General features: G+C 62.4%; 14 protein-coding genes. 5 read left to right on the top strand and 9 right to left on the bottom strand.

All coding sequences use genetic code 11. The features are described 5' to 3' along the window. The first annotated feature begins 103 nt into the window (after nt 1–103). Nucleotides 104–877 (top strand): hypothetical protein, encoded by a 774-nt coding sequence (locus tag RTH74_RS03125; protein WP_231976562.1) that lies wholly within the window; start codon nt 104–106, stop codon nt 875–877. 4 nt (nt 878–881) lie between these two features. On the opposite strand, the gene RTH74_RS03120 is transcribed toward RTH74_RS03125, so the two are convergent. Both RTH74_RS03120 and RTH74_RS03115 read right to left on the bottom strand, forming a co-directional pair. Continuing rightward, nucleotides 882–1,604, bottom strand: a complete 723-nt coding sequence (locus RTH74_RS03120) for a substrate-binding periplasmic protein (protein ID WP_099522334.1) — start codon at nt 1,602–1,604, stop codon at nt 882–884. 64 nt (nt 1,605–1,668) lie between these two features. Further along, nucleotides 1,669–2,010 carry a zinc ribbon domain-containing protein YjdM gene (locus RTH74_RS03115; RefSeq protein ID WP_058487120.1) on the bottom strand — a complete coding sequence of 114 codons (342 nt, stop codon included), beginning with the start codon at nt 2,008–2,010 and terminating at the stop codon, nt 1,669–1,671. A gap of 467 nt (nt 2,011–2,477) precedes the next feature. Between RTH74_RS03115 and RTH74_RS03110 the strand changes: the two genes are divergently transcribed. Further along, nucleotides 2,478–3,287, top strand: a complete 810-nt coding sequence (locus tag RTH74_RS03110; protein WP_316913711.1) for a type 1 glutamine amidotransferase — start codon at nt 2,478–2,480, stop codon at nt 3,285–3,287. A 30-nt stretch (nt 3,288–3,317) separates the two neighbouring features. Here RTH74_RS03110 and RTH74_RS03105 read toward each other — a convergent pair whose 3' ends face one another. From RTH74_RS03105 to RTH74_RS03095, 3 genes are all read right to left on the bottom strand, one after another. Next, nucleotides 3,318–3,791 carry an LEA type 2 family protein gene (locus RTH74_RS03105; RefSeq protein WP_074860180.1) on the bottom strand — a complete coding sequence of 158 codons (474 nt, stop codon included), beginning with the start codon at nt 3,789–3,791 and terminating at the stop codon, nt 3,318–3,320. Between the two features lie 54 nt (nt 3,792–3,845). Continuing rightward, nucleotides 3,846–4,691, bottom strand: coding sequence for an EamA family transporter (locus tag RTH74_RS03100; protein ID WP_316913710.1), 846 nt, complete (start codon nt 4,689–4,691; stop codon nt 3,846–3,848). 121 nt (nt 4,692–4,812) lie between these two features. After that, nucleotides 4,813–5,619: an outer membrane protein OmpK gene (locus tag RTH74_RS03095; RefSeq protein WP_099522331.1), complete on the bottom strand. Its 807-nt coding sequence runs from the start codon at nt 5,617–5,619 to the stop codon at nt 4,813–4,815. 422 nt (nt 5,620–6,041) lie between these two features. Here RTH74_RS03095 and RTH74_RS03090 point away from each other — a divergent pair, with 422 nt between their 5' ends. Further along, the gene (locus tag RTH74_RS03090) at nt 6,042–6,836 is read left to right on the top strand and encodes an SDR family NAD(P)-dependent oxidoreductase (RefSeq protein ID WP_280078788.1); all 795 of its coding nucleotides are present in this window, start codon (nt 6,042–6,044) and stop codon (nt 6,834–6,836) included. 125 nt (nt 6,837–6,961) lie between these two features. On the opposite strand, the gene RTH74_RS03085 is transcribed toward RTH74_RS03090, so the two are convergent. Next, nucleotides 6,962–7,528, bottom strand: coding sequence for a TetR/AcrR family transcriptional regulator (locus tag RTH74_RS03085; RefSeq protein ID WP_316913709.1), 567 nt, complete (start codon nt 7,526–7,528; stop codon nt 6,962–6,964). Nucleotides 7,529–7,561: 33 nt separating this feature from the next. Further along, on the bottom strand, nt 7,562–8,131 hold the full coding sequence (locus tag RTH74_RS03080; protein WP_296230779.1) for a PaaI family thioesterase: 570 nt from the start codon (nt 8,129–8,131) through the stop codon (nt 7,562–7,564). 95 nt (nt 8,132–8,226) lie between these two features. On the opposite strand from RTH74_RS03080, the gene RTH74_RS03075 reads away from it, so the two are divergent. Together RTH74_RS03075 and lpdA are read left to right on the top strand one after the other, a co-directional pair. Then, nucleotides 8,227–9,426, top strand: coding sequence for a Bcr/CflA family efflux MFS transporter (locus RTH74_RS03075; RefSeq protein ID WP_316913708.1), 1,200 nt, complete (start codon nt 8,227–8,229; stop codon nt 9,424–9,426). A gap of 15 nt (nt 9,427–9,441) precedes the next feature. Further along, nucleotides 9,442–10,842 carry a dihydrolipoyl dehydrogenase gene (gene lpdA, locus RTH74_RS03070; protein ID WP_316913707.1) on the top strand — a complete coding sequence of 467 codons (1,401 nt, stop codon included), beginning with the start codon at nt 9,442–9,444 and terminating at the stop codon, nt 10,840–10,842. 212 nt (nt 10,843–11,054) lie between these two features. Here lpdA and RTH74_RS03065 read toward each other — a convergent pair whose 3' ends face one another. Continuing rightward, the gene (locus RTH74_RS03065; RefSeq protein ID WP_179545630.1) at nt 11,055–11,420 is read right to left on the bottom strand and encodes a DUF5064 family protein; all 366 of its coding nucleotides are present in this window, start codon (nt 11,418–11,420) and stop codon (nt 11,055–11,057) included. A gap of 12 nt (nt 11,421–11,432) precedes the next feature. Continuing rightward, the gene (gene arcC / locus RTH74_RS03060; RefSeq protein WP_316913706.1) at nt 11,433–12,359 is read right to left on the bottom strand and encodes a carbamate kinase; all 927 of its coding nucleotides are present in this window, start codon (nt 12,357–12,359) and stop codon (nt 11,433–11,435) included. Nucleotides 12,360–12,465: the final 106 nt, after the last annotated feature.

Raw genomic sequence — 12,465 nt, 5'->3', positions numbered from 1 at the left:
GATTTATGCGCCAGGGCACAGGCAATGTGGAATTTTTGCGCTTTACTGAGGTTCTGAGTGTTGCGCGCGCCATTGGGGCGCGTGCCAGCCAGGGAACCTCTGCATGGGAGCGAGGCCAGCGTCTGCTGCACACGGCAGGCCAATCAACAACTCGGTATGTTTGCAGCGGTTAGTGCTGCCGGTGCTGGCTGTGCTGTTGCTGCTCAGCGGCTGCAGTGGTCGTCTGGATAACGATTCCATCCTGCACACGCGCAATCCGCTCAAACCCACCGAGGTGCTGCAGACGGACGTCGATCGCATGGCTACCCTGGCCATGCGTAACAACCTCAACAGCCTCTATCGGCTGATGAACAAGCTGTATCAACGTAACCCACGCGAATGGCGCAAGAATTCCCTGCCCGACGCCGCTGCTGCCGAGCGCGCTATCCAGTACGCCATCGAACATAACCAGGACTGGCCAACCTTGGGCGGCCGACGTGATGTCGCTGCGCTGGATTATTCGCTGAGCCCGGCATTTCAAGGCGACCGCGTGGCAGCCTTCACCTATGCCATTGGCAGCATGCTGGTGACGGCTCACGGTGGCCGCACTGAGTTCTACCTGACCGACAGCTTCAATGCGCAGTTCATCCACAACGCCGCGCGCAATCTGGAGAAGGCCGGCTGGATGCTCTCGCAACGGCGTGATGCCACGGGTCAGCCGATGCTGCTATCCAACGAGTTCTCCGAGCAGGGCAACAACCTCAGCTATGCAGTGGAGTTCGGCAAGATGGTGGCGCGCCTCGATCTGCTCACCCATGTGCTGGAAGAGCGTTACCGGCGGATGGGCGCCAACTACGCCCAGAGCCTGTTCCTGCTGAATTTCCTGCCGGTGCAGTAGCGCGTCACTGGTGCCAGCGTTGCTGAATCTCATCCAGCGTGCCGGCCTTGCGCAGGCGCACCAGCGCTTCGGAAAACTGCCGGGCGCGCTCGGTATCACCCTTGGCGAAGGCGACGAAGCGCGGCATCTGGATCAGCGGGCGAGGTAGCACGCGTACCTGTTCCTGGGCGCGCTGTTCGCGAATGAAATAGAGCAGTTGGGTATGGTCGCCGACGATGATGTCGATGCGTCCGGCCAGCAGCATCGACACCAGTTGCCGTGGATTCTGGGCGCTGGTGTCACGGGCCAGATCGGTGCGGTCGAAGTTTTCTTCATAGGCATAGCCGCGAACCTGGCCGATCACGTACGGCGACAGGTCATCCAGCGTCTTCCAGTCGCTGATCGCGGTCTTGGCAGTGGTCATGAACACGGTCGAGCCGCTGCGCAGCGGACCGACCAGCTCGTATTGCTGCTGACGTTGCGGTGTGCCGGCGAACTGGAAGGCCATCTGTACTTCCCCGCGGTCGAGCATGCGCTTGACGCGCTCCCAGGGGTAAAGGCGGATTTCATACGGCACCTGCGCTTCGCGCAGTACCGCGTCGACCAGTTCGACATCGAGCCCGTGCGGCGTATCGTCCTCGGCGGTGACGAAGCTGTAGGGGGCGAACTGTTCGTCGCCCACTACCCGCCAGGGCTGTGCTGCCAGCGAATGGGTCAGAGCCAGTAGAGCGAGCAGCAGATAGCGCATGACGGCGTTCCTCATGACCGGCCTGTTTTCAGGCTAGTCAATTTCTGCGAGGGACGGCTGTAAATCAGACCTTACGGACGAACTCGGACTTGAGCTTCATCGCACCGATGCCATCGATCTTGCAGTCGATATCGTGATCGCCGTCGACCAGGCGGATGTTCTTCACCTTGGTACCCACCTTAACCACCAGCGACGAGCCTTTGACCTTGAGATCCTTGATCACGGTGATGGTGTCGCCGTCCTGCAGCAGGTTGCCGACCGAGTCCTTGATCACGCGCGCATCATCGCTGTTCTCGGCGCTCTCGCCGGCTTTCCACTCGTGGGCACATTCGGGGCAGACCAGCTGCGTGCCGTCTTCGTAGGTGTATTCGGAGTTGCATTTTGGGCAGGGCGGCAGAGCGGTCAAGGCTTGTCCTCGGTGAGCAGGAATAAACCGCAGATTATATAGGGTTTTGTTCGCGGGCGCCGCTCTAGGACGTGGAACCTCCGAGATACGGGTGTTTTAAATATTGGACTTTTCATTGGTAGGTGATTTGCCTGTATTTCCCTTGAAATGCCTTTTTATGGGCGTTCACTTGATATGCAATCAATGAGGTATCAGAAAATCTCGAGCAGATTTGTTTGACATATTTTACGGCTCGGGCAGACTGGCTGCAGATTCCGTTGCCGAACCGGGTAACGGGCAGCGTCGCTGCAGCCCCTCTCTGGATGGAGTTGACCCGGTTCGAGCCGCCGTCGGAAGGCGGCACTCAGGCTCAGGATGAGTCTCGGTGCGCGGGGTTAGCCAAACAGGCCGCACGTGCTACAGCAGGGTGTTCTGCTGGCCAGCGGTCTGCACAGCAACGATAGGCCCGGCCTGTCCCAAGGTGACGTATGTCCGACAACAAGATCCGCAATACCCCCAGCAAGAACAATCTCCGCAAGCCCATCGTGTTGATGTCCATGGGCGCTCAAGAGCGCAAGGGCCACGACTATCAGGTAATGACCCACAAATACATTCAGCCCCTGGTCGAGTTCTCCGGGTGCGTGCCGGTGCTGGTGCCCACCTGCTGTGGCATCGACGACCTCGAACAGTACCTGGACATGGCTGATGGCGTGTACCTGACAGGTGCCGGCAGCAACATCGACCCGGCGCTCTATGGCCAGGAAAACGAGACGCCGAACAAAGGCCAGGACCGCGATCGCGATCTGTTCGATCTACCGTTGATCCGTGCCGCCATCGCTCGCGGTCTGCCGATCTTCGGTATCTGCCGCGGCATGCAGGAAATCAACGTGGCGCTGGGTGGCGACATCTACCAGAAGGTCTACGCCGAGCCGGGTTTCAACGACCATCGCGAGAATCCCGAGGACCCGGTCGAGGTGCAGTACGCGCCCAGCCACAGTGTGCGCCCGGTAGCCGGTAGCTGGTTCGCCGAGCTGATGGGCAAGGAAGAGATTCAGGTCAACTCCCTGCACGGCCAGGCCATTCGCAACCTGGGCAAGGGGCTGGAAGTGCTGGCCACCGCCGAGGATGGTCTGATCGAGGCAGTGCATGCGCCGAGCCTGTCGCCCTTCCTGTTCGCGGTGCAGTGGCACCCGGAATGGCAGGCTGCACTGAACCCGGATTCGGTGAAGATCTTCCAGGCTTTCGGTGACGCCTGTCACCGCCGAGTCGCCTCGCGCAACAGCCGTCAGGCTGCCTGATCCGCGCCAAACGCGCCGCTGGTCCCTGCGTCAGTAGGGGCTTGGCGGTTGCGGCCAGTTCAGGGTGCCGCTGTCGCTGAAGCGACGCGTGCCGAACAGGCCATCGGCGAGTTTACCGCGCAGCACGTAGGGCACTTCCTGGCCGGGTTGATAGCCGGCCGCGCCCCAGGCCTGACGCACCACTGAAAACGCCGAAATGCTCACCGGGACGCTCAGTACCGTCTCGCCGAAGCGTGGCACGCTGCCGCTCTGGTCGCTGACGCCACTGGCCAGCGGCTGGCCGTTTACGTCCAGATCCAATGCCATGCCGTTGAAGCTCACCGCGCTGTCATTGGGGTTCTGCACTCGCAGCTTGACCGCGAAACGCACTTCCAGGCCCTGACCGGGCAAAGGTTCCAGGCCGACCAAATCAACCCGTAGCGGATCACGATTGCTCAGGCTGGCGCAGGCGCCCAGGCTGGCCGCGAGCAGGCTGATGAGGCAGAGACGGAGCAGACGAGGCATGACGATCTTCCCTGGACTTGATGGGTTCAGGATAGAAGACCGCGGTGCGCGCCATTAGCTCCCGGCACGTTGCCGGCTGCCCAGCACCAGTGCGATGCCGCCGAGCACGGCGATGGCGCTCAAGGTCAGTCGCAAAGACAACGCCTCGCTCAGCAGCAGGCTGCCGCCGAGAGCGGCGAGAATCGGCACGCTCAGTTGCACCGTGGCGGCCTGGCTGGCGCGTAGTCCTGGCAGGGCGCTGTACCAGATGGCGTAGCCAACGCCGGAGGTCAGGGCGCCGGACAGCAAGGCGTAGAACAGGCCTGGCCCGTCCCAGTCGAGCTGTGGCAGCAGCACCAGCGCCAGCAGCAGGGCCAATGGGGCTGCACGCAGGAAGTTGCCAGCGGTCACGGCCAGCGGATCACCCTGGCCACGCCCCAGCAGTGAGTACGCTCCCCAGGCGATGCCGGCCAGCAGCATCAGCAAGGCCGCCAACAGTGGTGGCGCACTGGCGCCGGGCAGCAGCAGCGCCAGCAGGCCGGCCGTCGCCAGCGCCGTGCCGAGGCTGGCGCCCAGCCCCAGGCGTTCGCCATGCAGCAAGCCCCAGAGCAGCATGCTCAATTGCACCGAGCCGAACAGCAGCAGGGCGCCGATGCCGGTATCCAGCTGCAGATATGCGAAGGAAAACGTTGCGGCGTAAGTGAACAGTGCCAGTGCGCCTGGCCAGTTGCCTGCGACGGGTTGCCTGGCCTGCCTCAGCCTGAGCAACAGCCAGAGCGTCAGAGCGCCGGCGAGCAGGCGGATCGCCGTGAAGCTGGCGGCATCGATGTCGGTTTCACGCAGTGCCAAGCGGCACAGCAGCGAGTTGCCGGCGAAGGCCAGCATGGCAAGGCAGGTAAGCAGCAGGATACGCGGTGGCATCGTCCATCCTTGGGTGAAGGTCTGGTGATGCCGTGCAGCTAACCACGCCAGGCTGGTCGATGGCATTGGCAGAAGGTCGCAAGTGGCTGCGACCTTGGCCATTCAGGAAGGGGGCAAACGATCAGAAGTGCGCTTTGACCAGCAGGCTGGCGGTGTTCTGATCGGTAGAACCTACGAAGTTCTCGCTGACGAATCCGCCGTCCTTGATGCCGTACTTGTTCTTCCAGTAGTCGTATTCGATACCGACGTAGAGCTGCTTCTCGCCCCACTTCAGCGCCTTGCCCAGGTCGTACTTGATCTGTGGGTTGAAGTGCAGGTTTGCGTGGTAGTCGCCACGGCGGTTGCTGTCGTTGTCCACCACCCAGTCCATGAAACCATCGATGAGGATGTCCGATTCGCCGACGGGGATGGTGTAGCTCCACACCGGGGTGATCTGCCAGACGTTGCTGCCGGGGCGGCTGCCGTCGGTGGTGCGCAGGTAGGTGTTGAGCTGGAAGTAATCGAAGCCGGGGATGTCCAGGTCGACCGCCGGGCCGATCAGGTAGGACTCGACGTCGTCTTCACCGAATTCGTAGGTGGTGGAGATCAGCACGTCCTTGATCGGCCCGAAGGAGAAGTCGGCACCGGTGATCTTGCCCAGCGAGAAGCGCGGGCTGAATTCGCCATAGAAGGTATGGCCGTCACCCGCGCCGTTGGTGGCGTCGGTGTTGTACTTGATCACGTCGACGAACAGGAACAGGTCACCGAAGCTCCAGCCGCTGGCGTGCTCGAAGGTGATGGTCTGCTGGATTTCCGGGTCGATCTTGAAGTCCTGGCCATAGAGGTAGGTCAGGCTGTTGTTCTGCCACTGCATCAGGTCACCGGCAATGGCCTGGCCGCCGGCCAGCAAACCGCCGGCCAGTGCCAGCGAAGAGAGAGTGCGATTCATGAAAGCTCCTGGTGGTTAAGACGTGTCGTTATGGTTTTTTGCCTGCCATTCATGGCGGTCGCCCTTGCGGAGCCGACGTCAAAAATCGCTCCCGGCGTTTTTAAACCTGTCCGTCTGGTCAGGCTGGTGCTGCTAGAGCAAAAACGGCGCCAATTCTCTTGATTGTGAATATCCCTTGCAAATCAAAAGGATGCGCGGAATTTTCAGGTTTGCTCCAGTGCCATCGATGCACCTTTTTCTGACCAGAAGGACAAAAACAGCCATAACTTGGTGCGCCACCGTCTGGCGGCTGCTGTGATGCTTTTCCAGCGCTGTGCTTGATTAGTTTGATTATGGTCGTAATATAATTTTTTTAAATTATGACTGTAATCTTATTGGTGAGAGGATGCCTTCTCACTCATCACACTCCCTGGAGACTTGCCATGAATACCCAATCCGCCCTCGGAACTGCCCTGATCACCGGAGCCTCGTCTGGCATCGGCGCCACTTATGCCGAGCGCCTGGCCCGGCGCGGCCATGACTTGCTGCTGGTGGCGCGTGATGCTCAGCGTCTGCAGACCCTTGCCAAGCGCCTGGGCGCCGAGTACGGCGTTGCGGTCGAGGTGATGCCGGCGGATCTCACCCTCAAGGCCGATGTGCTCAAGGTGGAAAAGCGTCTGCGCGAGGACTCGAATGTCGCTTTGCTAGTGAACAACGCCGGTGTCGCCATGAACGGTCCATTGGCGTCCGCCGATCTTGACCAGGCCGAGACCATGATCCAGCTCAACGTGGTGGCCTTGACGCGTCTGGCGGCCGCGGCTGCAGCCAATTTCTCCGCGGCTGGGCGTGGCGGCATCATCAACCTCGGCTCGGTTGTGGCGCTGGCGCCGGAAATGTTCAACGCCGTGTACAGCGCGACCAAGGCTTATGTGCTGAGCCTGACCCAGACCCTGGCTGGCGAATTGCGTGGTTCGGGGGTGCAGCTGCAGGCGGTGATGCCAGGCGTGACTCGCACCGAAATCTGGGAGCGCAGCGGCACCGATGCGTCGGCGCTGCCGCCGTCGATGATCATGGAAGTGGGCGAGATGGTCGATGCAGCGCTGGCTGGTTTCGATCAGGGCGAACTGGTGACCATACCCTCGCTGCCGAATGCAGCCGACTGGGACGCCTTCGTCGCTGCCCGCGCTGCCTTGGGGCCGAACCTGTCGCGCAACCAGGCGGCTGCGCGCTACAAGTGAGTCCGAAGCAGTCTCTTTATTGGCTATGTGCACGTGAGTGACGTTGTAGGAGCGGCTTCAGCCGCGAATTTCGCGGATAAATCCGCTCCTACGAATGCACAGTTAACTCAGGCATAGCCTTGTCATTACGCGTCCTGCGCCTGCTCGATCAGCAGGCGACGGGTGGTTTTCAGCAGGCGGTCGGATAGCTCAGGATCCTTGACGCTACGCGACAGCAGCAGGGCGCCGACCATGGCCGAAAGCATCAGCACGCTTTCGTCTTCCGCGTCTTCGCCTTTCAGGTTGTTCTCGATCAGCGCCAGGCGGTTGCGCACGATCACATCGCTGGTGGCGCTGGGTTCGCCGCGCTGGCCGAGCTCCGCAGAGATGGTCGGCAGTGGGCAGCCAGCGCCAGGGTTGGCGCGATGCAGGCTGGACAAGTAATGCTGGATGAACGTCTGCAGCGGCGCTTCGGCTCCTTCCAGCGACTCGGCTGTGCTGCTTTCCAGCGTCTGTACGGCGTGCTGCAGCGCGGTTTCGACCAGGTCGTCCTTGGATTTGAAGTGCGCGTAGAAACCGCCATGGGTCAGGCCGAGCGCTTTCATCAGTGGCTGCAGGCCGGTGGCCCCGACTCCATCGCGGCGAAAACGCAGGGCCGCTTCTTCGATGATGCGTTGATGAGTCTTGGCCTTGTGGTCTTCCGAATAGCGCATGGCGGGCCTCGTCTGTCTATCAAATGGTGCTTGTCATCTTACACTGGCGTCGCTGTTCTGGCGCGGCGCATTCATATCGAGAATCAGGCAAGTGGTGGAGGCAACGGCATACAGGCGTTCGTCGACATCATAGAGACGCCCTTCAGCCAAGGCGGTGGAGCGACCGACATGAATGATCCGGCCTTCCGCGCGCACCGGTCCGGTCTCGCTGCGCAGCGCGCGGATGTAGCTCACTCGCAGGTCTGCGGTGGTGTAGCCCTGCCCCGGTTTGAGCAAGGTATGTACGGCGCAGCCCATGCAGGAGTCGAGCAGGGTCGCGATGTAGCCGCCGTGCACGCTGCCCAGCGGGTTGTAGTGGCGCTGATCCGGCGAGCCCTGGAACACGAACAGGCCGCTGGCCCATTGCACCGGAGTGAAGTCGAGCACGGCGTTGATCGGCGGGGAGGGCAGGTCGCCGCGGCCGATGCCGTCGAAGAAATCCATCGGCGACATGGCGGCCACTTCCGCCAGGCTGAGGGTGCCCGGGGCGGCGAGTTGATTGCGAATGGCCTGTTCTTCGGCGATCCAGGTGGCGAGGCGAGCGTCTCGGGATAAGGCAGTCATACGGGCTCCGAATAAATATGATGGACGACATTCAATGTTTCATATTATGGTTGAAATATAAACAGCCGCCAGTCGCTGTCGATCGGAGCCTTGTCATGCAGCCTTCCCGCGTTCTGTTGATCATTCTGATGCTGCTCACCGCGCTGGGAGAGACGTCCACGCAGTTACTGATTCCCGCCCTGGGTGAGCTGGAGCGTGGGCTGCAGGCCAAGCCTGGCAGCAGCCTGCTGGCGCTGTCGCTGTTCGTCGGCGCCTTCGGCTTGGGGCAATTGGTGCTGGGCCCGCTGTCGGATCGGCTCGGGCGGCGCCCGGTGTTGCTCAGCGGTTTGAGCCTTTATCTGCTGGCGACCCTGGGCATGCTGCTGGCGCCGAACATCGAGGTGTTGATCGGCATGCGTGTGCTGCAGGGGCTGGGCGCCTGCGCGGCGCTGGTGCTGGCGCGGGCCATCGTCCGTGACGTGTGGCAGGAGCAGGCGGGGCCGGCCCTGGCGCTGACGGTGCTGGGCATGTTTGCGGCCATCGTGCTGTCGCCAGTGGTCGGTGGCCTGCTGACCCAATACGGCGGCTGGCGCGCGCCACTGCTGGCGACCGTGGTGCTTGGTAGCCTGGCGTTGCTCTCCGTGTTCACCCGCTACCGCGAGACGCACCTGCAGCGCGATCCCCAGGCTGGCCGGCTCAACGGCCTGTGGGCCAGTTACCGGCTGGTGTGGCCCAGTTGCCGCGCGCTGGCACTAACCATTGCCTGCACCTACGGCTCGATGTTCGTCGTGGTGGCCGGCTCGTCGTCGGTGTACATCGGCCTGCTGGGGCTGAGCGCCGCGCAATATGGGCTGACTTTTGCTCTGGTCGTTTCCGGCCTGCTCGGCGGCGCGCTGTTCACCCTGCGCAATGTGCAGCGCTTGGGGCCACAGCGGGTGGTAGGCATCGGTGTCGCGCTGGTGCTGCTCGGGTCGTTGCTGACCTTGACGATCTACCTGCTGTTTGGCCTGTCGCTTCTGGGGCTGTCGCTGCCGCAATTATTGGTGACGCTGGGCGGCGGCATGTTGCTGCCGGCCGCCGTTGCCGGTGCGGTGATCCCCAACCCGCAGCGTGCCGGATTGGCGGCGGGGCTGATGGGCTTCTCGCAGATGGCTGGCGCCACCCTGGCTGGTCTGCTGCTGGGCGCCCTGCAGGATGGCTCGGCCTGGCCTATGGTTGCCTTGAACGCGCTGTTCGCCGTGCTGGCGTTTCTGTTCTTCCACCTTCTGCGCACCCGCCCGGTCGTCACGGCTGCGGTGGCCGGCAAACTTCCCTGATTCGAGGACAAAGCAATGAGCAGCTATGACGTGGTCATCATTGGCGCCGGCCCTGGCGGTTACAACGCGGCGATTCGTGCCGGCCAATTGGGTCTCAAGGTGGCTTGTGTGGAAGGCCGCGAAACCCTCGGTGGCACCTGCCTGAACGTCGGTTGCATGCCGTCCAAGGCGTTGCTGCATGCGTCCGAACTCTACGAGGCCGCTGCCGGTGGTGAGCTCAGTGCCCTGGGCGTTGAGGTCACGCCGACGCTCAATCTGGCGCAGATGATGAAGCAGAAGGCCGACAGCGTCGCAGCGCTGACCAAGGGCGTGGAGTTCCTGTTTCGCAAGAACAAGGTGGAATGGGTCAAGGGCTGGGGACGTATCGACGGCCCCGGGCGTGTACAGGTCAAACTGAGCGAAGGCGGCGAGCGCCTGCTGGAGACGAAGAACATCGTCATCGCCACCGGCTCCGAACCGACACCCTTGCCGGGCGTAAGCATCGATAACGCGCGCATCCTCGATTCCACCGGTGCGCTGTCGTTGCCCGAGGTGCCCAAGCACCTGGTGGTGATCGGCGCCGGGGTGATCGGCCTGGAGCTGGGCTCGGTATGGCGTCGCCTGGGTAGCGAGGTGACCGTGGTGGAATACCTCGACCGCATCTGTCCAGGCCTGGATGGCGAGACGGCCAAGACCCTGCAACGCACACTGGGCAAGCAGGGCATGAGCTTCAAGCTGGGTACCAAGGTTACCGGTGCTAAGACGAGCAAGTCCGGTGTGACCCTGACGCTGGAACCGGCGGCAGGCGGCGCGGCTGAAGTGCTGGAAGCAGACTACGTGCTGGTGGCCATCGGTCGGCGTCCGTATACCAAAGGGCTCGGGCTGGAGAACGTCGACCTGAACACCGACAAACGCGGCATGCTCGCCAACGAAAGGCACCAGAGCGGCGTGCCGGGCGTGTGGGTAATCGGCGACGTCACCTCCGGGCCGATGCTGGCGCACAAAGCCGAAGACGAGGCAGTGGCCTGCATCGAACGCATCGCCGGGCATGCGGCAGAGGTCAACTACGGGGTCATACCCGGGGTGATCTACACCCGCCCGGAAGTCGCCAGCGTTGGCAAGGGTGAGGAGGAGCTGAAGGCAGAGGGCCGAGCCTACAAGGTCGGCAAGTTTCCTTTCACGGCCAACAGTCGGGCGAAGATCAACCACGAGACTGAAGGCTTCGTGAAGATTCTGGCCGACGCCAACACCGACCAGATTCTCGGCGTGCACATGATCGGCCCGAGTGTAGGTGAACTGATCGGCGAGTACTGCGTGGCCATGGAGTTTTCTGCCTCAGCCGAGGACATCGCGCTGACCTGCCACCCACACCCGACCCGCTCGGAGGCAGGGCGCCAGGCGGCGATGGGTGTGCATGGTTGGACGATGCAGGCTTGAAAACGGGCAGGGCGTTGTGCGCAGAGCGGGTGTTACGTCGTTTGAACGAGCGCATCTGAAAAAGCCGTCATGCCCGCGCAGGCGGGCATCCAGAACCTAGGAATCATCTGGGCTCCCGCCTTCGCGGGAGTGACGATAAATGGCTGTTTCTGCGCGTAGCCCGGATGCAATCCGGGAAATGAGCGAGAGCCCCGGATTGCATCCGGGCTACGTCATAGGATGTGATCGAGATTGACCGGCTCGCCCGGTTGGACATTGAGTTTGCTGCGGATGTCGGCGAACACCTTGTCGTACTCGTCGTGGCCGCGCATCACCGGGCTGGCGTTGGGAGGCAGGCCATGGCGGGCGGCGATGCGGGTCGCCACGCTGGCGAAGTTGAAGGCGACATCGCGATGCAGTTCAAACGCTTCCTCAAAGTGCCGACCGTCGACGTCGCCGACCAGGCGCATATGCAGCATCGGCCCTTGCTGCGGGTCCTTGCGGACTTCGTAGTAGAAGTCCACCGAGAAGGGCGGCAGCAGGCGCATGTGCTCGGGGCGGTCGTGGTTGTCGCGGTGCAGGTGACCGGGTGTGAACATGATCATGCCCTCTCAGCGATAGACGATGCCCTTGCAGTCCAGGCTGATGCGTGTGCCTGAACGACCCTGGACGATGGCTTCGATATTTTCCAGCGAACCGATCACCGCGCTGCTGCCGGTATTGCGCGCGAACTCGCAGGCGGCCTGCACCTTTGGCCCCATGGAGCCGGCGGCGAAGCCGAGCGTTTCGATGGCATCGGGATGAGCTTCGGCGATGGATTTCTGCGAGGGTTTGCCCCAGTCGACATAGGCTGCGTCGACATCGGTGGCGATTACCAGCAGGTCGGCATTGAGCTGTTCGGCCAGTAGCGCCGAGCACAGGTCTTTGTCGATCACCGCCTCGACGCCGCGTAACTGGTTGCCGTCGTACATCGTTGGAATGCCGCCGCCACCGGCGCAGATTACTATGCTGCCCTTTTCCAGCAGCCATTTGATCGGGCGGATTTCGAAGATGCGCTGCGGGCGCGGGCTGGCCACCACGCGGCGGAACTTGTCGCCGTCCGGGGCGATACTCCAGCCTTTATCGGCGGCCAGACGCTCAGCATCTTCTTTGCTGTAGACCGGGCCTATGGGTTTGCTCGGTTTCTTGAAGGCAGGGTCGGCGCTGTCCACTTCCACCTGGGTGAGCAGGGTGGCGAAGGGCACTTCGAACGGCAGCAGGTTGCCCAGCTCCTGTTCGATCATGTAACCGATCATGCCCTCGGTTTCGGCGCCGAGCACGTCAAGCGGGTAAGGGTTGGCCGCGTCATAAGCATTGCCCTGCAGTGCCAGCAGGCCGACCTGCGGGCCGTTGCCGTGGGCGATGACCAACTCCTTGCCATCTGCCACCTTAGCGATCTGTTCGCAGGCGACGCGCACGTTCTCTCGTTGATTTTCCGCAGTCATGGCTTCGCCGCGACGAAGCAGGGCGTTGCCGCCCAGGGCGATGACGAGTCGCATGGTGTTCTCCTTGTTGCTCGGATTGAATCCGGGGCTTGTGGTCTGGGGTTCGGCTTCGCCGGTCAGACCCTCTCCCCCGGCCCCTCTCCCATAAATGGGAGAGGGG

Origin of the sequence: Pseudomonas sp. zfem001, assembly GCF_032621725.1 — a bacterium.
GTDB lineage: Bacteria > Pseudomonadota > Gammaproteobacteria > Pseudomonadales > Pseudomonadaceae > Aquipseudomonas > Aquipseudomonas sediminis.
This window is presented reverse-complemented; position numbering and strand designations above follow the sequence as displayed.